The organism is Achromobacter sp. ACM04, from assembly GCF_014851465.1.
In the GTDB taxonomy this organism is placed as follows: domain Bacteria; phylum Pseudomonadota; class Gammaproteobacteria; order Burkholderiales; family Burkholderiaceae_B; genus Achromobacter; species Achromobacter aegrifaciens.
The window spans coordinates 281,128-302,693 of record NZ_JACUZS010000002.1 but is presented as its reverse complement, the minus strand read 5'-3'; the positions used below and the strand labels follow the sequence as shown (position 1 = coordinate 302,693).

Annotated in this window: 19 protein-coding genes and 1 pseudogene; 12 read left to right on the top strand and 8 right to left on the bottom strand. The window is 67.4% G+C overall.

The annotated features are described in order from the left end of the window. Nucleotides 1-34: 34 nt before the first annotated feature. The 5 genes from secD to IB259_RS12140 form a co-directional block, all read right to left on the bottom strand. Nucleotides 35-1,915: a protein translocase subunit SecD gene (gene secD / locus IB259_RS12160; protein ID WP_054451554.1), complete on the bottom strand. Its 1,881-nt coding sequence runs from the start codon at nt 1,913-1,915 to the stop codon at nt 35-37. A 111-nt stretch (nt 1,916-2,026) separates the two neighbouring features. Next, complete coding sequence (gene yajC / locus IB259_RS12155; RefSeq protein WP_054451553.1) at nt 2,027-2,371, bottom strand: preprotein translocase subunit YajC; 345 nt, start codon at nt 2,369-2,371, stop codon at nt 2,027-2,029. Between the two features lie 114 nt (nt 2,372-2,485). Further along, nucleotides 2,486-3,622, bottom strand: coding sequence for a tRNA guanosine(34) transglycosylase Tgt (tgt, locus tag IB259_RS12150; protein WP_054451552.1), 1,137 nt, complete (start codon nt 3,620-3,622; stop codon nt 2,486-2,488). After that, on the bottom strand, nt 3,619-4,677 hold the full coding sequence (gene queA, locus IB259_RS12145; protein ID WP_054451551.1) for a tRNA preQ1(34) S-adenosylmethionine ribosyltransferase-isomerase QueA: 1,059 nt from the start codon (nt 4,675-4,677) through the stop codon (nt 3,619-3,621). Before queA ends, tgt begins: the two co-directional genes overlap by 4 nt. A 134-nt stretch (nt 4,678-4,811) precedes the next feature. Beyond that, on the bottom strand, nt 4,812-5,627 hold the full coding sequence (locus IB259_RS12140) for an IclR family transcriptional regulator (RefSeq protein ID WP_192329121.1): 816 nt from the start codon (nt 5,625-5,627) through the stop codon (nt 4,812-4,814). Between the two features lie 235 nt (nt 5,628-5,862). Between IB259_RS12140 and IB259_RS12135 the strand changes: the two genes are divergently transcribed. The 3 genes from IB259_RS12135 to upp all read left to right on the top strand — a co-directional run bounded on the left by IB259_RS12135 (nt 5,863) and on the right by upp (nt 9,456). Beyond that, nucleotides 5,863-7,020, top strand: coding sequence for an ABC transporter substrate-binding protein (locus tag IB259_RS12135; RefSeq protein ID WP_054451549.1), 1,158 nt, complete (start codon nt 5,863-5,865; stop codon nt 7,018-7,020). A gap of 186 nt (nt 7,021-7,206) precedes the next feature. Continuing rightward, on the top strand, nt 7,207-8,631 hold the full coding sequence (gene dacB / locus IB259_RS12130) for a D-alanyl-D-alanine carboxypeptidase/D-alanyl-D-alanine-endopeptidase (RefSeq protein ID WP_370127277.1): 1,425 nt from the start codon (nt 7,207-7,209) through the stop codon (nt 8,629-8,631). A 186-nt stretch (nt 8,632-8,817) separates the two neighbouring features. Next, nucleotides 8,818-9,456, top strand: a complete 639-nt coding sequence (gene upp, locus IB259_RS12125) for a uracil phosphoribosyltransferase (RefSeq protein WP_054451547.1) — start codon at nt 8,818-8,820, stop codon at nt 9,454-9,456. A gap of 70 nt (nt 9,457-9,526) precedes the next feature. On the opposite strand, the gene cysG is transcribed toward upp, so the two are convergent. Then, the gene (cysG, locus tag IB259_RS12120; RefSeq protein ID WP_192329119.1) at nt 9,527-10,942 is read right to left on the bottom strand and encodes a siroheme synthase CysG; all 1,416 of its coding nucleotides are present in this window, start codon (nt 10,940-10,942) and stop codon (nt 9,527-9,529) included. A 103-nt stretch (nt 10,943-11,045) separates the two neighbouring features. After that, on the bottom strand, nt 11,046-11,657 hold the full coding sequence (locus IB259_RS12115; protein WP_225596847.1) for an ANTAR domain-containing response regulator: 612 nt from the start codon (nt 11,655-11,657) through the stop codon (nt 11,046-11,048). A 367-nt stretch (nt 11,658-12,024) separates the two neighbouring features. Here IB259_RS12115 and IB259_RS12110 point away from each other — a divergent pair, with 367 nt between their 5' ends. The 9 genes and pseudogenes from IB259_RS12110 (at nt 12,025) to IB259_RS12070 (ending at nt 21,136) form a co-directional block, all read left to right on the top strand. After that, the gene (locus IB259_RS12110) at nt 12,025-13,326 is read left to right on the top strand and encodes a CmpA/NrtA family ABC transporter substrate-binding protein (RefSeq protein ID WP_175163578.1); all 1,302 of its coding nucleotides are present in this window, start codon (nt 12,025-12,027) and stop codon (nt 13,324-13,326) included. Nucleotides 13,327-13,350: 24 nt separating this feature from the next. Further along, a complete protein-coding gene (gene ntrB, locus IB259_RS12105) occupies nt 13,351-14,181 on the top strand; it encodes a nitrate ABC transporter permease (protein ID WP_054451543.1) in 831 nt (276 codons plus the stop codon). Between the two features lie 4 nt (nt 14,182-14,185). Continuing rightward, the gene (locus tag IB259_RS12100) at nt 14,186-15,061 is read left to right on the top strand and encodes an ABC transporter ATP-binding protein (RefSeq protein WP_125473315.1); all 876 of its coding nucleotides are present in this window, start codon (nt 14,186-14,188) and stop codon (nt 15,059-15,061) included. 8 nt (nt 15,062-15,069) lie between these two features. Beyond that, nucleotides 15,070-16,272 (top strand): annotated as a pseudogene (locus IB259_RS12095) (NAD(P)/FAD-dependent oxidoreductase); the annotation flags it as partial. Between the two features lie 21 nt (nt 16,273-16,293). Beyond that, entirely contained in the window at nt 16,294-19,023 is a 2,730-nt protein-coding gene (locus IB259_RS12090) for a nitrate reductase (RefSeq protein WP_192329117.1), read from the top strand. A gap of 128 nt (nt 19,024-19,151) precedes the next feature. Continuing rightward, on the top strand, nt 19,152-19,877 hold the full coding sequence (locus IB259_RS12085; protein WP_082400762.1) for a hypothetical protein: 726 nt from the start codon (nt 19,152-19,154) through the stop codon (nt 19,875-19,877). 83 nt (nt 19,878-19,960) lie between these two features. Continuing rightward, nucleotides 19,961-20,278 (top strand): YqjD family protein, encoded by a 318-nt coding sequence (locus IB259_RS12080; protein WP_013395739.1) that lies wholly within the window; start codon nt 19,961-19,963, stop codon nt 20,276-20,278. Nucleotides 20,279-20,347: 69 nt separating this feature from the next. Then, nucleotides 20,348-20,764, top strand: coding sequence for a phage holin family protein (locus IB259_RS12075; RefSeq protein WP_054451540.1), 417 nt, complete (start codon nt 20,348-20,350; stop codon nt 20,762-20,764). Nucleotides 20,765-20,767: 3 nt separating this feature from the next. Beyond that, nucleotides 20,768-21,136, top strand: coding sequence for a hypothetical protein (locus IB259_RS12070; RefSeq protein ID WP_192329115.1), 369 nt, complete (start codon nt 20,768-20,770; stop codon nt 21,134-21,136). Nucleotides 21,137-21,360: 224 nt separating this feature from the next. Here IB259_RS12070 and IB259_RS12065 read toward each other — a convergent pair whose 3' ends face one another. Then, nucleotides 21,361-21,561, bottom strand: coding sequence for a hypothetical protein (locus IB259_RS12065; RefSeq protein WP_156337322.1), 201 nt, complete (start codon nt 21,559-21,561; stop codon nt 21,361-21,363). Nucleotides 21,562-21,566: the final 5 nt, after the last annotated feature.

Genomic DNA, 21,566 nt, shown 5'->3' with positions numbered 1-21,566 from the left:
CTGTGGCGGGCGGCCGGGCCGCCCGCGCTCATGTTCAGTTGGTCTTCGGTTTCCAGACTTCACCGATGGAGATCGACGTGAGCTTCTTCTTGCGGCCGTACCAGAGGTTGGCCAGCGCGCGCACACCCACCACCGACGAGAACATCGAGGTCAGGATGCCCAGCACGTGCACCACGGCGAAGCCCCGGATCGGGCCGGAACCGAAGGCCAGCAGCGCCAGGCCCACGATCAGCGTGGTGAGGTTCGAGTCGAGAATGGTGCCCCAGGCGCGTTCGAAGCCGTGATGGATGGCTTGCTGCGGACTTGCGCCTGCGCGCAGTTCCTCGCGTATCCGCTCGTTGATCAGCACGTTCGAGTCGATGGCCATGCCCAGCGTCAGCGCGATTGCCGCGATGCCCGGCAGGGTCAGCGTGGCCTGCAGCATGGACAGCAGCGCCAGCAGCAGCAGCACGTTCATGGTCAGGCCGATCGTGGAGAACACGCCGAACAGGTGGTAGTACAGGATGATGAAGGCGGCGATGGCCAGGAAGCCGTACAGCGTCGAGTAGAAGCCCTTGGCGATGTTGTCCGCGCCCAGGCTCGGGCCGATGGTGCGTTCCTCGATGATGGACATGGGCGCAGCCAGGGCGCCGGCGCGCAGCAGCAGCGCGGTGTCGGCGGCCTCTTCGGAGCTCATGCTGCCCGAGATCTGCACCTGGCCGCCGGCGATTTCGCCGCGGATGACCGGGGCCGTGACCACTTCGCCCTTGCCGTTTTCGAACAACAGGATGGCCATGCGCTTGCCGATGTTGTCGCGGGTGACGTCGCGGAAAATGCGGGCGCCCTTGGAGTCCAGCGTCAGGTGGACGGCGGCCTGCTGGGTCTGCGAGTCGCGGCCGGGTTGGGCATCCTGCAGGTTTTCACCGGTCAGGATGACCTGGCGGCGGACCAGGATGGGACGGCCGTCGCGGTCGTTGTAGCGTTCAAGGCCGAAGGGCACGCTGCCGCCCAGCAGCGCGGCCTGCGCGGCGGGGGAGTCGTCGACCATGCGGATTTCCAGCGTGGCGGTGCGGCCCAGCAGTTCCTTGGCCTTGGCCACGTCCTGCACGCCGGGCAGCTGCACCACGATGCGGTCGGCGCCTTGCTGCTGGATGACCGGTTCGGCCACGCCCAGTTCGTTGATCCGGTTGTGCAGCGTGTTGATGTTCTGCTTGAGCGCGGAATCCTGCACGCGGGTGACGGCGGCCGGGTTCAGCGCAGCCATCAGCAGCGGCTTGCCGTTTTCCATGCGCTCGGTGAATTCCAGGTCGGGCAGGCGGCTGCGCAGCGTGGAAATGGCGCGGTCGCGGTCGTCCGTATTGGCGAAGGTGGCGGCAATGGCCATGCCCGAGCGTTCGACGCCGGCCACGTTGACCTTCTGGTCGCGCAGCACGGAGCGCACGTCGGCGGCCAGGGAGTCGTAGCGGGCGGTCAGGGCGCCCTGCATGTCCACTTGCAGCAGGAAGTGCACGCCGCCGCGCAGGTCCAGGCCCAGGTACATCGGCTTGGGCGCGAACCAGCCCAGCGCGCGCATCCAGGCGGGCGAAGCGGGCAGCAGGTTCAGCGCGACCGTGTAGTGGGGGTCGCCGGCGACGGTGTTGAGGGATTTGTCGATCAGGTCGCGCGCCTGCAGCTGCAGGTCGGTCGACGTGAAGCGGGCGCGCACGGTGCCGAGCGTGCCGTTCTGTTCGTAATAGACCCCTTCATTGGGGATCTTGGCGTCGGTCAGGATCTGTTCGACCCGGCTCAGCATGGCGGGATCGACCTTGATCGTGGCCTTGGCGCTGGAAACCTGGACGGCCGGGGATTCGCCGTAGAAGTTGGGAAGCGTGTACAGCAGGCCGATGATGACCGCGACCAGGACCGTAATGTACTTCCAAAGGGGATAGCGGTTCATTGCCGGCTACTTCATGTAAAAGTGATGAAAGGGCCGCCCGGGCGGCAAGCGCGGCGGGCGGCGACAGGGCCATCAAGCAACAGGAGCCCGATGGGGGCTCCTGTGGGACGCTTACAGGGCCTTGATGGTTCCCTTGGGCAGCACGGTCGAGACCGAGGACTTCTGCATGATCACTTCGACCGGCTTGTCGGCCAGTTCGGAGACTTCGACGGTGACGTAGCTGTCGTTGACCTTGGTGACCTTGCCGAGCATGCCGCCGGCGGTGACCACTTCGTCGCCCTTGGCCAGGGCGGCGATCAGGTTGCGGTGTTCCTTCTGGCGCTTCATCTGGGGACGGATCATCAGGAAGTAGAGGATCACGAACATCAGGATGATGGGCAGCATGCCCATCAGCGCGTTACCCTCGGGGGCGGCGGCCTGAGCCACGACGAGGCTGGCGGTATCGATAACGGACATTGAATTCTCCTGCGTTTAGTCTGTTTGGGTGTTTGTATCTAGTGTTTTTCTGCGCCCATCCCCGCGCGAGCCATGGATAGGGCAAGCCGACTATTGTATATAGGTCCTGAAATTCTAATCCACCCCCCGCGCCCGGTCTGCCGCGAACTGCGCGCGCCAGGCGTCGAAGCGGCCTTCGGCGATGGCTTCGCGCATTTCCTTCATGATGGTCAGATAGAAATGCAGGTTGTGCAGGGTGTTCAGGCGCGCGCCGGTGATTTCGTTGGCGCGCTGCAGGTGGTGCAGGTAGGCCCGCGAGAAATTCGCGCAGGTATGGCAGCTGCAGCTGGGGTCCAGCGGTCGGGTGTCGTCGCGGTACTTGGCGTTGCGGATCTTGACGTCGCCAAAGCGCGTGAACAGCCAGCCATTGCGGGCGTTGCGGGTCGGCATGACGCAGTCGAACATGTCGACGCCGCGGCTCACGCCTTCGACCAGGTCTTCCGGCGTGCCTACGCCCATCAGGTAGCGCGGCGCCTGGGCCGGCAGCTTGGGCGTGACGTGCGCCAGGATGCGCATCATGTCTTCCTTGGGCTCGCCGACCGACAGGCCGCCGATGGCGTACCCGTGGAAGCCGATCTCCTGCAGCCCGGCCAGGGATTCGTCGCGCAGGGCTTCGTACATGCCGCCCTGGACGATGCCGAACAGGGCGTTGGGGTTCTGCAGGCGGTCGAACTCCTCGCGTGAGCGGCGCGCCCAGCGCAGCGACATGCGCATGGAGCGGGCGGCCTCTTCGACGGTGGCGGGGCGGCCGTCGATTTCATAGGGCGTGCACTCGTCGAACACCATGACGATGTCGGAATTCAGCGAGCGCTGGATGCGCATGGATTCTTCCGGCGTCAGGAACAGCCGCGCGCCGTCGATCGGGGACGCGAACTTGACGCCTTCCTCGGTGATCTTGCGCATGCCTTGCAGGCTGAACACCTGGAAGCCGCCGGAGTCGGTCAGGATGGGCTTGTCCCACTGCATGAAGCCATGCAGGCCGCCATGCTTTTCCATGATTTCCGTGCCCGGGCGCAGCCACAGGTGGAAGGTGTTGCCCAGCACGATCTGCGAGCCGATCTCTTTCAGTTCGTGCGGCATCATGGCCTTGACGCTGCCATAGGTGCCCACAGGCATGAAGATGGGCGTCTCGACCACGCCGTGGTTCAGCGTGATGCGGCCGCGGCGGGCGCCGCCGTCGGTGGCGAGCAGTTCGAAATTCAGTCCGGTCATGGGGCGGGGGACTCGATAAACATGGCGTCGCCATAGCTGAAGAAGCGGTAGCGCTCGGCAACGGCGTGGGCGTAGGCGCGGCGTATCGGTTCTACGCCGGCCAGCGCCGACACCAGCATCAGCAGGGTCGACTGGGGCAGGTGGAAGTTGGTGACCAGGGCGTCGATGACGCGGTACCGGTAACCGGGGGTGATGAAGAGGCGGGTATCGCCCTGGGCGGCGGCCAGCGGCAGGCCGGGGGCGGTGCGCCCTTCGGTCTGGGCGGCGGCGGATTCAAGGGCTCGTACGCTGGTGGTGCCGACGGCGATGACCCGGCCGCCGCGGCTGCGGGCGGCGGCGATCGCGTCGACCGTGGCTTGCGGCACGGTGAACCATTCGGCGTGCATGACGTGGTCGGCCAGGTTGTCCACGCGCACCGGCTGGAAGGTACCCGCGCCCACGTGCAGCGTGACGAAGGCGCGTTCCACGCCCATCGCGGCCAGGCGGTCCAGCGTGGGCTGGTCGAAATGCAGGCCGGCGGTGGGCGCGGCCACGGCGCCGGGCTCGCGGGCGTAGACCGTTTGGTAGCGCTCGTCGTCGCCGGTGTCGGCTTCGTGCGTGATGTAGGGCGGCAGCGGGGTGGCGCCGTGCGCGTCCAGCAGGTCCAGCACGGGGCCTGGGAAGCGGATGTCGAAGAGTTCGCCTTCGCGGCCCAGCACGGTGGCTTCGAAGGCGTCGGCCAGGCGCAGCACCATGCCCGGACCGGGCGACTTGCTGGCGCGCACATGGGCCAGGACGCGGTCGGGTTCGGTGATGCGTTCGACCAGCACCTCGATCTTGCCGCCGGTGATCTTGTGGCCGTTCAGCCGCGCCTTGATGACGCGGGTGTCGTTGAAGATAAGCAGGTCTTGCGGGCGCAGCAGCGAGGCCAGGTCGGCGAACTGCCGGTCGTGCAGCTGGCCGGCGCCGTCCAGGTGCAGCAGGCGGCTGCCGGTGCGTTCGGCGGCGGGCGCCTGGGCGATGAGCTCGGGCGGCAGTTCGTAATTGAAATCGGCGACGGTGAGGGGCTGGGACACGCGGCTATCCGTCCGGCAAGGGCGGCAAAAAGAGGGCGGAAACGGGCCAGGCAGGCCCGGGGCAACCCTGTATTGTAAAGCGCCCGCAAGATCGGGCTGCCTGTCCTGGGGACGGATGGGCCTCCCCGCTGGGTTCAGCGCGCCGGGTTCCAGCCCAGCCGGCGCGAGCAATCCGCGGCCGCCGCCGTCAGCGCCCGCACCGGTTCGCCGTCGGCCGACAGGTCGAATCCCCCGTGCAGTCCCAGGCTGGTGATGGCGCCGGCCAGATGACCCTGGGCATCCAGCACCGGCACCGAGGCCGAATTGATGCCGTGCAGCAGGTGACCGCTGACGCTGGCGTAGCCTCGCTTGCGGGTCGCCTGCCACTGGCGGCGCAGCGCGGCGGCGAGATCGGCGGGCGGTTCAGTCGCATCCAGCTTGCGGGCGGCCTCGGGATCATGCGCCTGCAGCGCCTCCCATTCGGACAGCGCCCGCGGCAGGGCCAGGGCTTCGGGCAGCCACGCGGCGAAGACCCGGCCGGTGGCGCTGTTGAGCAGCGGCAGCACCGAGCCCACCCGCACGTTGACGGTCACCGGCAGCCGCGCGTCGCGCCATTGCACGATGGTGGGACCGTGCTGGCCCCAGACCGAGATGAACACGGTCTGGCCGATGGCGGCGCTCAGGCCGTCCAGGCTGCCGGCCGCCAGCTTCACGAAATCCACTTCGGCCAGCGCCGCCAGTCCGGTGTGCAGCGCCTGCGGGCCCAGCCGGTAGCGGGCGCTGGCCGCGTCCTGCTCCACATAGCCGCGCCGCTCCAGCGACACCAGGTAACGGTGCACCTTGGCGCGCGGCATGTCCAGGCTGCGGCCGAGCTCGGACACGGACAGGGCGCCGCCCAATTCGGCCAGCCGCGTCAGCACGTCCAGGGCGATTTCGGCTGATTGGATCCCCGTGCTGCTATCTGTTGACATGAGTTTGTCTCTTATTAGAATACGTGTATCACTAAAAAATACAGCGCTTGCCAGTCACTGGCAACGTGGAGACCAGCAAGAACGCAGCCGCGCCGCGCTGCGAGGCCGTTCGGACAAACCCGCAGCGGGCCACCGAGGCGCCCGCCAGCCGGGTTCCCCGCCGTATAAACAGAGTTCCACGCCGTAGCGGATCGGCGCAAAGCATAAGACATCCGCGTATCCAAGGAGACTCCGCATGACCCCTCGTCGTACCCTCATGGCCGCCGCGCTGGCCGCCCTGCTGGCAGCGGGCGCCGCGCCCGCGCTGGCCCAGGTGAAAATCGGCGCCACCCTGTCCACCACCGGTCCCCAGGCCTCGCTGGGCATCCCCGAACGCAACACGATCAGCCTGCTGCCCACCGAGATCGGGGGCGTCAAGGTCGAGTACGTGGTGCTGGACGACGCTTCCGACACCACTCGCGCCGTCAGCAATTCCCACAAGCTGATCTCGGAGAACAAGGTGGACCTGATCGTCGGGTCCACCACCACGCCCAACACCATGGCCATGCTGGACACCGTGGCCAGCGGCGCCACGCCGGTGATTACGCTGGCCTCGTCGGCGCGGCTGATCGAGCCCATGGACGACAAGCGCCGCTGGGTGTTCAAGACTCCGCACTCCGATTCGCTGATGGCCGAGGGCATCGCGCGGCATGCGGCGGCCAACGGCGTGAAGAAGCTGGCCTTCATCGGTTTCAACAACGCGCTGGGCGAAACCTTCTGGGTGGAAATCGAGAAGGCGGCCAAGAAGCATGGCATCGAGGTGGTGGGCAAGGAAGCCTTCGCGCCCACCGACACGTCCGCCGTGGCCCAGACCCTGAAGGTGATCGGCGCGGCGCCTGACGCCGTGGTGGTCGGCGCCTCCGGCACGCCCGCCGCGATGCCGGCGCGTGCGCTGCGCGAACGCGGCTACAAGGGCAAGATCTATTTCAACCACGGCGTGGCCAACAACGACTTCCTGCGGGTCTGCGGCGATGCCTGCGAGGGCGCCTGGGTGCCGGTGGGACCGGTGATGGTGGCCGACCTGCTGCCGGATACCAACCCCGTCAAGTCCACCGCCCAGGCCTTCGCCAAGAAGTATGAAGCGGCCAACGGGGCGGGCAGCGTGTCCCTGTTCGCCGCCTATACCTGGGACGTCGGCCTCTTGCTGCAGCAGGCCATCCCGGTGGCACTGAAGACCGCGAAGCCCGGCACGCCCGAATTCAGGGCGGCGCTGCGCGATGCGCTGGAGAACGTCAAGAACCTGCCCACCGCGACCGGCGTGGTCAACATGAGTCCCACCGACCACAACGGGTTGGATGAGCGGGCGCTGGTGATGGCGACCGTGGCTTCCGGCAAGTGGAGGCTGCAGAAATAAGGAGGAAGGCCCCGGCGTTGCGCATGCAATATGTATCTGCTGCGTCCTCAAGAGGCCTTTTTGCTTGTTCGGGGCTGGCGGTGGGAGGGCCTCCCACGCCGCAATTCGTCCAGGTTTTGTATGCTCTCGGTTTTGCAGGACGAGCAACCGGGTGGGCGTGGCATGACGGGACAAGCGTATAAGCGTATGGGCGGGCTGAAGCGATGGCTGGCCGGCGGGCTGCTGGCCGCGGTGGCGGGCGCGGCCTGGGCGCAGGTGCCCGGCCTGCCGCCCAACGTGGTGAATGCCTGGAAAGCCAGCAAGCTGCCCGACAGTTCCCTGTCCCTGGTGGTGCAGGAGGTGGGCGGGCCGCGCCTGGTGGCGCTGAACGCCAAGGAGTCGCGCAATCCCGCCTCGGTGATGAAGCTGGTCACGACCTGGGCCGCGTTGTCCGAGCTGGGGCCCAACTACGTCTGGCGCACCGAATTCATGACGGCGCCGGGCGCGCGTCCCGACGCCAAGGGTGTGCTGAGCGGCCCGTTGTACCTGCGGGCTGGCGGCGATCCGCAATTCCTGCTGCAGGACCTGTGGGTGCTGCTGCGCGAACTGCGCCTGCGCGGCGTCAAGCAGATCAATGACCTGGTCATCGACCGCAGCATCTTCGGCCAGGTCGCGACCGACCCGGGCGCCTTCGACGGCGCCCCGGACCGGGCCTACAACGCCAGTCCGGACGCCCTGATGGTGGGTTTTGGCGCGATGCGGCTGCTCTTCACGCCGGACCCCGCCGCCAATAAATGGGTGCCACTGATCGATCCGCCGCTGCCGGGCCTGAAGATCGAGGGCCGCGTCGAATGGAGCGATGCCCGTTGCCCGGGCCCCCCGGTGGTGACGACCGAGCCGGTGATCACCCAGCAGGGCGTGACCATCCGCGTGAACGGCAAGGTGGCCGGCTCCTGCGGCGAATTCAGCCTGTATCGCCTGGCGCTGTCCCAGCCCGAGTACGCCACCGAAGTGTTCCGCATGCTCTGGAAGGAGCTGGGCGGCACTTTCAAGGGCCAGGTCCGTTCCGGCATGGTGCCGCCCGACGCGGTGGTGCTGGCCTCGCATGATTCGCCCACGCTGGCCGAGGCGATCCGCCAGATCAACAAGCGCAGCAACAACGTCATGGCGCGCACCTTGCTGCTGACCTTGGGCGCCGAGCGCGGCCGCCGGCCCGCCACGGTCTCCAGCAGCGAAGCCGTGGCCAAGGGGCTGCTGGCCAGGCAGGGCCTGGACATGCCCGAGCTGGTCATCGACAACGGCGCCGGCCTGTCGCGCGACGCGCGGGTGTCGGCCGACAGCCTGGCGTCGATGCTGACCGTGGCCTGGAACTCGCCGGTCATGCCCGAGTACATTTCATCCTTTGCGATCGCGGGAGTGGACGGCACGGTACGTCGCCGCCTCAAGGGCGACGGCACGGCGGGCATGGCCCACCTGAAGACAGGCTCGCTGCGCGACGTGCGTTCCATCGCGGGCTACGTGCTGGGCGCCAGCGGCAAGCGCTATGTGGTGGTCAGCATCGTCAACCATGAACAGGCGGGCGCCGTGCGGGCCTTCGACGACGCCCTGATCGCCTGGCTCACTGAACAATAAACATGCCTCCGCCTCGCCGGCGAGTATCTTCGGATCATCCTGCGGGCGGTCAATAACAATTCCCTTCCAAACCGATTACGATCCTCAAATGTGGCTCGACGGCTGGGCGATGCAAAGCGCGCCGCGCCGTCATGGTTCCGCCTGAGGCGAATACCCTGTCTATCAATACTCTGGAGAGTTACGCACATGCCCGTGCACGAAATCCGCCATCCGCTGATCCGCCACAAGCTCGGGATCATGCGCCGCGCCGACCTCAGCACCAAGAGCTTCCGTGAGCTGTCCCAGGAAGTGGGCGCGCTGCTCACTTATGAAGCGTCCAAGGACCTGCCGCTGGCGCCGGCCACCGTCGAAGGTTGGTGCGGTTCGGTGCAAGTCGAAAAGATCGCAGGCAAGAAAGTCACCGTGGTGCCCATCCTGCGCGCCGGCATCGGCATGCTGGACGGCGTGCTCAGCCTGATTCCGGGCGCCAAGGTCAGCGTGGTGGGCGTGGCCCGCAATGAAGAAACGCTGGAAGCGCATACCTACCTGGAACGCCTGGTGGGCGAACTGGACCAGCGCCTGGCGCTGATCGTCGACCCGATGCTGGCCACCGGCGGCTCGATGGTCGCCGCGATTGACCTGCTCAAGCGCGCGGGCTGCAAGGAAATCCGCGCCCTGGTGCTGGTCGCCGCGCCCGTGGGCATCGATACCGTGCTGGCCAAGCACCCCGACGTGCACATCTACACCGCGTCCATCGACGACGGCCTGAATGAACACGGCTACATCATGCCTGGCCTGGGCGACGCCGGCGACCGCATCTTCGGCACCACGCAGAAGACGGAATAGCGGCCGGGGTACGGCCACGAACAAAAACGCCAGCCCGCAGGCTGGCGTTTTGCATTGGGCCCCCGGCCCCTCAGGCTGCCAGACGCTCCAGGCGTCCGTCCAGGTGCTGGCCGAACCACTGCAATTGCGAAGCCAATCCCGCCACTTCGCCCACGATCAAGAGCGCGGGTGAGCGGATCGCGTGTTCGGCGGCCAGGGCCGGCAGCTGTTCCAGCGCGCCCGAGAGCACGCGTTGCTCGGGCCGGCTGCCGTTCTCGATCAGCGCGAACGGCGTGTCGGGAGAACGGCCGTGGGCCAGCAGGCGGCCGGTCAGCAGATCCAGTTGCCCCACGCCCATGTAGAAAGCCAGGGTTTGCTTTTCGCGGGCCAGGGCAGGCCAGTCCAGGTTGTCCTCGTCTTCGCGGCAATGCGCGGTGACCAGGCGGACGGACTGGGCGTGTTCCCGGTGCGTCAGCGGGATGCCGGCATAGGCCGCACAGGCCAGCGCGGCGGTGATGCCGGGCACCACTTCATAACGCACGCCGTGCGCGCGCAGGTATTCCAGTTCCTCTCCGCCCCGGCCGAAGATGAAGGCGTCGCCGCCCTTGAGCCGCACCACGCGGCGGCCGGCGCGCGCGTGCTCGACCATCAGCCTGTGGATGCGGGCCTGGGTGGCGTTATGGTCTTCGCCGGGCAGCTTGCCGACCGATACGCGCTCGGCGTCGCGGCGCGCCAGCGACATGACGTCGGCGCTGACCAGACGGTCGTGCAGGATGACGTCGGCCTCGTTCAGCGCGCGCAATGCCTTCAGCGTCAGCAGGCCGGGGTCGCCGGGGCCGGCGCCCACCAGTACCACGCTGCCGGCGTCGGGCGTTCGCGGCGTCGCCAAGGCCCCCGCCAACGCGGCTTCGGCCTGGGCCGGCTGCTGCTGGCGCAGGAAGCCGGCCACCGGGCCGTCCAGCAGCCAGTCGTAGAAGCGGCGGCGCGCGCCCAGGTCGGGATGGCTGGCGCGGATGCGCTTGCGGTAGCTGGCGGCCAGCCCGGCCAACTGGCCCAGGGTGTGGTCGAACAGCGATTCGATGCGTTCCCGGATGCGCCGCGCCAGCACCGGCGCCACGCCTGACGAGGAAATGGCGACGATGACGGGCGAGCGGTCGACGATGGAGGGCACCTGGAAGGACGACAGCTCAGGATCGTCCACCACGTTGCTGAAGATGCGCCGGGCGCCGGCAGCCTCCGAGACGGCGGCGTTGGTCTCGCGGTCGTCGGTGGCGGCGACCGCCAGCCAGACTTCGTCGAGCCAGGCGGGATCGAATCGGCCGGACAAATGGCGGATGCGGCCTTCGGCGGCCAGCGCGGCCAGGGCGGGCGTCAGTTCCGGCGCTCCCACCAGCACGTCGGCGGAGGCTTCCAGCAGGGACAGCGTCTTGCGTTCGGCGACGGCGCCGCCGCCCACCACCAGGACCAGCCTGTCTTTCAAATCGGCAAAAATCGGGAAAAGCTTCATGAATGCCAGCCTCGGGCGTACCCGGCATAGTGTCGTTGGATCATAGGAAGGGGGCTTCATCCCCACAACTTTTGATTTCTTTGTTCCATATAACCAAAGCTTATTAAGTGGACTTGCCCAGCCACGCGCTCATTTCCACGACCTCCCGCGCGACTTCGCCCAGCCGCTTCTGGCTTTGCATGGCGCGCTGGCGCAACAGGCCGTGGGCCTCATCCTCGGAAATCGCCCGCGCCTTCATCAGGATGCCCTTGGCCTTTTCCACCCATTGGCGGTCGGCCAGGCGCAATTGCGCTTCGCGCAGTTCTTCGCGCCGCGACTTCTCCATGGCGAAGCGCTCGATCGCCACAGTCAGCAGCGGCTCGATGCGTCCGGCAGGCACGTCGCCGACCACGTAGGCCGCGACGCCTGCGCGCAAGGCGCTGCGTATGGTTTCGCGATTGCCGTTGTCGGTGAACATCACGACCGGGCGGTCGCTGTGTTCGCTGGCCACGCATACGTTCTCCAGCGTGTCGCGGCCGGGGGCGTCGCTGTCTATCAACACCACATCGGGTGCAGCTTGGGCGATGGCGGCGGCCAGATCCATGTCCGGCGCCATTTCGGCCACGACATGTACGCCCGCTGCGGCCAGCGTTTGCCGCAGCGACGCCGCGCGTCCCTCGCCATCGTTGAGCAGCATGACCTTGAGCATGAGATTCCCCCTGATGCTTTCAGTCATGCAAGTTCCATGCCATCGTGTTGCGCCGCGCCGGCCGCCAGTCGCGCACAGCCGCGGAGCGCACTCCGCACGCGGATGGTGCGCTGCCGCAACCGGAGGTGCACCAAATTGGTTCGCGCCCTGTTTTCCGTCAACACGGAGTGCGCGCCGATTGGCGAGGCAGCGTCAGCGGGGGCGCGGGCTGGCGGCCTTTCAGGCCATGTTTTTTTCTTTCTGGCACAGCGTTTGCTTCAGTGAAAGCGGGCGGCCAACGAAGGTTGCCCGACGCAACGCGCCGCGACCTGCGGCAAGGGACAACGACGTTCCGCAGCGCCACCGGATGGGAATCCGGGGCGCGCGGGACGTTTTTTTTTGCCAGGAGCCATGCATGACGCCATCGACCCGTAGCCCCTCCACAGAAGCCGCCGCGGCCGGGGATCTCAGCGCCAACGCCGCACGCCGTAAATGGCTTTGCGGCACGGCGCGCGCGGTGGCCGGCGCCAGCCTGCTGTCGCTGGTCGATCCGCTGGTGCGTGCCGGCGCCTGGGCCGCCGGCACCGACGCGCCCGAGAAGACCGAGGTCAAGATCGGCTTCATTCCGCTGACCGACTGCGCCTCGGTCGTGATGGCTTCGGTGCTGGGCCTGGACAAGAAGCACGGCGTGACGATCACGCCGTCCAAGGAAGCGTCCTGGGCTGCCGTGCGCGACAAGCTCATGAACGGCGAGCTGGACATGGCCCACGTGCTGTACGGCCTGGTCTACGGCGTGCACCTGGGCATAGGCGGGCCGAAGAAGGACATGGCCGTGCTGATGAGCCTGAACCAGAACGGCCAGGCCATCACGCTGTCGAACAAGCTGCTGGCGGCGGGTGTGCGCGACGGCGAATCGCTGGCCAAGCTGATGGCGTCCGACAAGCGCGAGTACACGTTTGCGCAGACCTTTCCCACCGGCACGCACGCGATGTGGCTTTACTACTGGCTGGCGACCTACGGCATCCATCCCATGAAGGACGCCAAGGTCATCACCGTGCCGCCGCCGCAGATGGTCGCCAACATGCGCGTGGGCAACATGGACGGCTACTGCGTGGGCGAACCCTGGGGGGCGCGCGCCATCCTGGACAAGATCGGCTACACCGCCGTCACTTCGCAGGGCATCTGGACCGACCATCCCGAAAAGGTGCTGGGCACGAGCGCGGACTTCGTGTCGCGCCACCCGAACACCGCGCGCGCAGTCACGGCCGCCATCCTGGAGGCCAGCAAATGGATCGACGCCTCGCCCGCCAACCGCCAGAAAACCGCCGAGACCATCGCGGCCAAGTCCTATGTCAACACGGACGCGAGCGGCATCGTCGATCGCATGCTGGGCCGCTATGACGATGGGCTGGGGAAAAGCTGGACGGACGAGCACGCCATGCGCTTCTACGCCGACGGCGCCGCCAATTTCCCGTACCTGAGCGACGGCATGTGGTTCCTGACGCAGCACAAGCGCTGGGGGCTGCTGAAGGAACATCCCGATTATCTGGCGATGGCGAAACAGATCAACCGGATAGACCTCTACAAGCAGGCCGCGCAGGCCGCTGGCGCGGCGTTGCCGGCCAGCGAGATGCGCACTTCGAAACTCATCGACGGCGTGGTCTGGGACGGCAGCAACCCTGCCGCCTACGCCGACGGATTCAAGGTCAAGGCCTGAGCGCCGATACGAAAGGGGCATGCAATGTCTGACGCAACGAGTATGAGCCGCGGCGATGAACTCCTCGCCCTCTGGCGCGAGCGCCTGGAATCCGCGTTGCGGGCCGTGGTGGGGCCCGTGGCGGGCTTCGCACTGTTTGTGCTGGTGTGGCAGGTGGTGGCGATGCGGATACCGGAGATTCCCACGCCAGGCGTGACCTGGCGCGCCGCCGTCGAGCTGTTTTCCGATCCGTTCTACGACAACGGCCCCAATGACAAAGGCATAGGCTGGAACCTGCTGGCATCGTTGCAGCGCGTGGCGGTGGGCTTCGGCCTGGCCGCGCTGGTCGGCATCCCCGCGGGTTTCGCCATCGGCCGCTATGCGGCGGTGCGGGCAATGTTCTCGCCCATCGTCAGCCTGCTGCGGCCGGTGTCGCCGCTGGCCTGGCTGCCTCTGGGGCTGCTGCTGTTCAAGGCGGCCAACCCGGCCGCCATCTGGGCCATCTTCATCTGTTCGATCTGGCCGATGATCATCAACACCGCGGTCGGCGTGGCGCGCGTGCCGCAGGATTACCTGAACGTGGCGCGGGTGCTGAACCTGTCCGAATGGAAGGTGACCACCAAGGTGCTGCTGCCCGCCGTGCTGCCCTACATGCTGACCGGCGTGCGCCTGTCGATCGGCACCGCGTGGCTGGTGATCGTGGCGGCGGAAATGTTGACCGGCGGCACGGGCATCGGCTTCTGGCTTTGGGACGAATGGAACAACCTGAAGGTGGAGCACATCGTCATCGCCATTTTCGTGATCGGCATCGTCGGGCTGTTGCTGGAAACCCTGCTGGTCGCCCTGGCCCGCCGCTACACCTATACCGAGGAATAGCGCCATGAAGAAATACGTACGCATCGAGCGCGTGGGCCAGACGTTCAACACCCGCAAGGGCGCTTTCGTGGCACTGCGCGACATCGACCTGACCGTGGAGCAGGGCGAGTTCATCACGCTGATCGGCCATTCCGGTTGCGGCAAATCGACCTTGCTCAATCTCATCGCCGGCCTGACCCGCCCCACCAGCGGCGTGCTGCTGTGCGCGGAGCGCGAGATCACGGGCCCCGGCCCGGACCGCGCCGTGGTGTTCCAGAACCATTCGCTGCTGCCCTGGCTGAGCTGCTTCCAGAACGTGTACCTGGCGGTGGAGCGGGTGTTCGGCGCCAAGGAGAAGCGCCCGCAGCTGGTCGAGCGCACACGCGCGGCGCTGGACCTGGTGGGCCTGCTGCCAGCGCAGAACAAGCTGCCGCGCGAGATTTCCGGCGGCATGAAGCAGCGCGTCGGCATCGCGCGTGCGCTGGCGATCGAGCCGGGCGTGCTGCTGATGGACGAGCCCTTTGGCGCGCTCGACGCGCTGACCCGTGCGCACCTGCAGGACGAATTGCTGAAGATCGTCGCCAAGACGCACACCACCACCGTCATGGTCACGCACGACGTCGACGAAGCCGTACTGTTGTCCGACCGCATCGTGATGCTGACCAACGGCCCGGCCGCGACCATCGGCGAAATCCTGCCTGTGCCTTTGTCCCGCCCGCGCGACCGCGTACGGCTGGCCAATGACGCGGCCTATCTGGCGTGCCGGGCCGCGGTGGTCGACTTCCTGCATCGCCGCCATGGCAATCCCGAGCGCTCGCAGGCGGCGCTCCAGGCCAACGCGGCGCTGGATGCGGACCCGCAGCCGCTGGCCGAGGCCGGGGCGTCGCGCGCCGCCGCGTAGGGACCGCCATGGATGCGAAGCAGAAGCTGGTGGTGGTCGGCAACGGCATGGCGGGCATACGCACGCTGGAAGAGCTGCTGAAGCTGACGCCCGACCTGTACGAGATCACGGTATTCGGCGCCGAGCCGCATCCCAACTACAACCGCATCCTGCTGTCGCCGGTGCTGACCGGCGAACAGAGCTTGCGGGATATCGTGCTCAACGATGAGGACTGGTACGTCCGCCACGGCATCCGCCTGTTGTTGAACCGCAAGGTCGTGGGCGTCAACCGCGCCCGTCGTACCGTGCTGGCGGACGATGGGTCAGAGACGCCCTATGACCGGCTGCTGCTGGCCACCGGCTCGAATCCGTTCATTCTGCCGGTGCCCGGCAGTGATCTGGACGGCGTCGTCGCCTTTCGCGATATCGGCGACGTGAACCGGATGATAGAGGCGTCCTCGCGCTACCGGCACGCAGTGGTGATAGGAGGCGGCCTGCTGGGCCTGGAGGCCGCCAACGGCCTGGCCGCGCGTGGCATGGACGTGGCCGTGGTGCACCTGGGGGAAGCGCTGCTGGACAGGCAGCTGGACGGCGGCGCTGCGGCCATGCTGCGCCGCGGCCTGGAGGCGCGCGGCCTGAAGTTCCTGCTGGGGCGCCAGACCCGCGAGATCCTTGGCGGGGCCGACGGGCGGGTGCGTGCGCTGCGCTTCGCGGACGGCGCAGAAATTCCGGCGGACCTGGTGGTGATGGCGGTGGGCGTCAGACCCAACACGGAACTGGCCGAACGTTGCGGGCTGCATGTGAACCGCGGCGTGGTGGTCAGCGACACCTTGCAGACCTATGACCCGCGCATTTACGCGGTGGGTGAGTGCGTGAGCCATCGCGGCACCGCCTATGGGTTGGTCGCGCCCTTGTATGAGCAGGCGAAGGTGGCGGCCAACCATCTGGCGCTGCACGGCATTGGCCGCTACGAAGGCAGCGTGACGTCGACCCGGCTCAAGGTCACCGGCATCGACCTGTTTTCCGCCGGCGATTTCGCCGGAGGGCAACAGACCGAGTCGATCACGCTGGCCGATACGCCTGGCGGCGTCTACAAGAAACTGGTGATCCGCGACGACAAGCTGGTGGGCGCCTGCCTGTACGGCGACACGGCGGATAGCGCCTGGTATGTGCGCTTGATCCGCGAGGGCCGGCGCATCGGCGCATTGCGCGAGCGGCTCATGCACGGCGAAGGCGCGGCGGAGGAATAAGGGATGGACGCGCCCATGATTCGCCGGATCGATATCGCGGACGCGGCGCCGCAAGGCGTGCGCGAAGTGGCGTCGGTATGCTGCTATTGCGGCACCGGCTGCGGCGTGCGGGTGCAAGCGCGCGATGGCGCGGTGCTGCGCGTGCGCGGCGACGAGCAGCATCCCGCCAACCATGGCCGGCTCTGCAGCAAGGGCCTGGCGCTGGCGGACACGGTGCGGCGCGATGGCGCGCGTGTGCTGTCGGCGCAATGGCGCGAGACGCGTGCCCACCCCCGGCGCGCCATCGCGCTGGACCAGGCGCTGGATATCGCCGCGGCCAGGCTGGCCGACGCCATCGCGCAGCATGGCCCGGACGCGGTGGGCTTCTACCTGTCGGGGCAGTTGCTGACCGAGGATTACGCGGTCTTCAACAAGCTGGCTCGCGCGCTGGCCGGCACCAACAACATCGACACCAATTCGCGCCTGTGCATGTCCAGCGCGGTCTCGGGCTACAAGCGCACGCTCGGCGCGGATGCGCCACCGGCCTGCTACGAGGACCTGGACCTGGCGGACACGGTGCTGATCGCCGGCTCCAACATGGCCTATGCGCATCCCGTGCTGTTCCGGCGGCTGGAGGCCGCGCGGGCGCGGCGTCCTGGCATCAAGGTGATCGTCGCGGATCCGCGGCGCACCGATACCGCGGCCTTCGCCGATCTGCACCTGCAGCTGGCGCCGGGTACGGATGTGGCCTTGTTCCACGCCATGCTCAATGTCATGGAGCAGGAGGGGTTGCTGGACCACGGCTACATCCAGCGGCATACGGAAGGCTTCGAGCCTTTGATGGCGCGCGCGCGGCGGTACACGCCGCAAGCGGCGCAAGAGATCTGCGGCGTGCCGGCGGAGGACATCGTCCAGGCGGCGCGCTGGTTCGGCGCGGCCGGCGCGGCGCTGTCGCTCTACACCATGGGCTTGAACCAGTCGACCAGCGGCACCGACAAGAACGCCGCCCTGATACATCTGCATCTGGCGACCGGGCAGATCGGCAAGCCGGGGGCGGGGCCGTTTTCGCTGACGGGGCAGCCCAACGCGATGGGCGGGCGCGAGGCGGGCGGCATGGCCACGCTGCTGCCGGGCCACCGCGATCCCGCGTCCGCGGCCGACCGTGAGGCGACGGCCGCACTGTGGGGCGTGGGCGCCTTGCCGCAGGCGCCGGGCGTCACCGCGCTGGAGATGTTCGACGCGGCGCTGGATGGGCGCATCAAGGTGCTGTGGATCGCGGCCACCAACCCGGCGCAGTCCCTGCCAGACCAGGCCCGGGTGCGCGCGGCGCTGGAGCGCGCCGACTTCGTCATCGTGCAGGAGGCGTATGCAGGCACCGAGACCCTGGCCTACGCCGACCTGGTGCTGCCCGCCGCGACCTGGCCCGAGAAGTCCGGCACCGTGACCAATTCGGAACGGCGCATCAGCCGGGTGCACGCCGCGATCGATCCGCCTGGCGACGCGCTGCCGGACTGGCGGCTGGCACAGGAGGTCGCGCTGCGCCTGGCCGCCCGCATGGCCCCGCCCAAGGCGGCGCTATTCGCCTATCGGGATGAAAGCGAGGTCTTTGCCGAACATGCCCGCACAACCGCGGGCCGGGACCTGGATTACAGCGGGCTGGATTACGCGGCGCTGCATGCGCACGGACCGCAGCAATGGCCGTATCGGCAAGGGCAGGGTACTGCGCGCCTGTATGCCGATGGCATGTTCCCCACCGCCAGCGGACGCGCCCGTTTCTGCGATGTGGATTACCGCCCAGTCGCCGAAGCCGCTACGCAGGAATATCCGCTGCGGCTCACCACCGGCCGCTTGCGCGACCACTGGCACACCATGGCGCGCACATCCCTGGCCCGCGCGCTGACGCAGCATGTCGAGGAACCCTGGGTGTCCATGCATCCCGAGGACATGCGCCGGCTCAAGCTCGAAGCCGGCGCGCTGGCCAGGCTGGCATCGCGCCGGGGTAGTGTGGTGCTACCCGTGCAGGAAGACGACTCGCTGGCAGAGGGACTGGTGTTCCTGCCCATGCATTGGGGCAGCGCCTACATGGCGGGACATGGGGTCAACGCGCTGACCAATCCGGCTGCCGATCCCCTGTCGCGCCAGCCGGAACTCAAGCACAGCGCCGTGTCCGCCGAACCGGCCGGCCTGGCGTGGCAGGCTGCGGGCTGGCTGCAGGGCGACAGCGTCGTGTTGCGCGCGCGGCTGGCGCCCTGGCTGCGGCGCTTCGACTACGCGGTCGTGCTGCCGGCGGGCGCGGGTGGCGTGCGGATGCGTCTGGCAGCCCCCGCCGCGCCGTCGGCAGAGGTCCTGGATGCGATGGCGGATGCGCTGGACCTGCGCCTGCCCGACGTGGCTTTCGACGATCCCGCGCGCGGCCAGATGCGCAGGGTGAAGGTGGAGCAAGGCGCCTTGCGCGGCTTTCTGCTGGCAGGCGATCTGCGGGCGCAGGATGCGCTGTTGTCCTGGGTCGGCGGCGGCGATGCGCCGGCCAGCGTGGCGGCGCTGCTGACCGGACGGATTGCGGGCGCGGTCCGCTCGCGCACGGTCTGTGTCTGCAATGGCGTGAGCGAGGCCGCGATCCTTGCCGGCATCGCCCGGGGCTGCGATCTGGCGGCCTTGAAGACTGCGCTGGGTTGCGGCACCGGCTGCGGTTCCTGCGTGCCGGAGATCCAGGCCCTGATCGGCCGCGCCGCGCGCGCCGCCGCACCGGCATAGCCGCCGCCAGCTTGGCTGCGGCCGACACGTTCCGACACGCGCCGCGTCTCGCAACCGGTGTAGTATCAAGCCAGCCATGCGCCAGGCGCGGGCGGTTTTTATCCGGATTCATGGAGTGGCTTGTGACGATGCGAAAAATGGCATCCCTGGTTTTTACGGTGGGCGCGCTGGGCGCGGCCGCTGCGGCGCAGGCCGGCGTGTGCGATGCGCAGTTCATGCATGACGGCGGCGCGGTGCAACTGACCGGCAGCGGCAATCTGGCGCTGGGCGCCGACCTTACTTTCGCCGAAGTTACAAAAAGCAATGGCGACAACTGCCGCGCGCGCGTGCAGGGCGTGGCCACGTTCAGCTATGCGGGCCTGCCCCCGGGCAAGTCCAAGCTGGATTACCTGATGACGGTCAAGGGCGGCCAGGCCACCTTCCTGCGCTATGCCTCCGCGGGCGAAGCGCCCAAGCCTTCCGAAGGCCAGTTCGACCTGCGCATGCTGGGTCTCTTCGCCTATGACGGCAAACTCAGCGCCGGCCAGAAATTGCCTGGCTCGTCGTTCCGCCTGAAGATCGGCAAAGAGGCGCCCGTCGGCGGCCAGCCCAGCACCACGGTGCGCATCGGCGAGAAAACCGTGGGGCAGAAGACTTCGGTGAGCACCGCGCTGGGCGCGCAGTCCTGCCATCCGATTACCTACACCCGCAATTCGGATCCCACCATGGCCACGTTCCAGGGCCTGACCATTCCCATCCCGGGCATGAACACCACCGTGACGGACTGGTACTGTCCGGCGATCAATCTGGTGATGAAGCAGGACATCGATCAGGGCGGCGTCAAATCCGCCGTTGAGATTACGCAAATCAAGTAGCACACCGTAGCAAGCGCGCCGTGTCTCCCGCATGGCGGCTGGTATGATGGTTCCGTCATTGACACACAACAGGAGCTCAAATAATGGCCACGAGAAAATCCGAAGAAGTCGCAAAAGAAAAACTCATCGACAGTGTCAAGTCCAGCCTGAATGACGCCGAAAGCCTGCTGCGCGAAGCTGCCAGCAGCACGGGTGACAAGGCCAACGAATTGCGCGACCGTGCACTGACGTCCCTGAAGCGCACGCGTGAAGCCCTGTACGAAGCGCAGGACGCCGTGCTGGAACGCGGCCGCAAGGCTGCCCGCGCGACCGACGACTACGTGCACGACAATCCCTGGCAAGCCATCGGCATCGCAGGCGTGACCGGCCTGCTGCTCGGCTTGCTGATCAGCCGCCGCTGATAGGGCAGGACATCCGGGCGGGCGGCGCGGGCGCAAGGCCGCGCTTCCCGCCCGGCGTCCTTCTCAGCCATGGGTCTACGAAAATCTGTTTTCGGCGTTGCCTCCAGCGTGGTCGGGCTGTTGCGCACGCGCCTGGAATTGCTGGCGCTGGAAGCAGCGGACGAAAAGGCGCGCCTGCTCAAGCTCTTGGGCATGGCGTTTGCTGCGCTGCTGTTCCTGACGCTGGCGGTGCTGGTCTTCACCGTCACGGTCGCGGTGGCGTTCTGGCCCACTGAAGACCGCTATCTGGCCCTGGGCCTGTTGGCGGGTTTCTACGGTCTGGTTGGCGTGGCCTTGCTGGTGGCGGTGCGCCGCGGGCTGGTCTACGGCGCGCCGCCGTTCGCGGCCACGCTCGAAGAGCTTGGGCGCGACGCTGAATTGCTGGATCGGGTGCGCGACGCGCAGGACGACGACGAAGCGCAGGCGCGCCGGCGCGAGGAGGGCTGAAGCATGACGAAAAGGTCTCCCACCATCGACCGCGCCGTGCGCATCGAACTGCTGCGCGCCCGCGCCGCCATCGAACGCGAATCGCTGGCGCAGAGCATCGCGTCCACCGGACGCAAGCTGGAACCGGCCGCGCTCCTCAAGGGGCTGCTGCCGGGTCTGGCTTCCGGAGGCGCATCGCGCTGGGCCTTGCAGGCAATCAGCCTGGCGCGTCGCTATCCCATCGTCAGTTCATCGCTGTCCGCCATGATCATGCGCGGCGGCAAGCGCTCCAAGCTTCTGAAGATCGCCGGCGGCGCCTTTGTCGGCTGGCAATTGTTCAAGGCCTGGCAGAACTCGCGCCGTGATGATGATCTGGACGCTGGCAAGCGCTGAGGCTGCGGCTTCGCCCAACAAAAAACCCGCCATTGTTTTTGGCGGGTTTTTTTATGCTGGGGCTGGCGCAACGTTCTGCTTGCCGATTCGGGCCAGCCAGAAAGCAAAAGCCCCGGCTCCAGGCCGGGGTGGGTATCAGGTCTTACATGATGGGTCGTAGGCTTGCGCCCATTGGAAGCCATCACCAACCTTACGAAGATTGTATGTATTTCCATCGGCCACCGTCAACGGCGACGGCCTGACCCTTCTTCCAGGTTCGGCGATATGCCCCATACATTGCAGTACCGTCCACTGCTGATCGATACGCTCATCTGGCGCAGACGCATCGGGTCAATTCGTTGGCCGTGCTGACGGGATTGGTTGCGCGCAGTGCGCAGGAGAACAGTGCCTTGGTCGCCCGGCTGGATCCAGGGCAGGATCAGCATTTTCT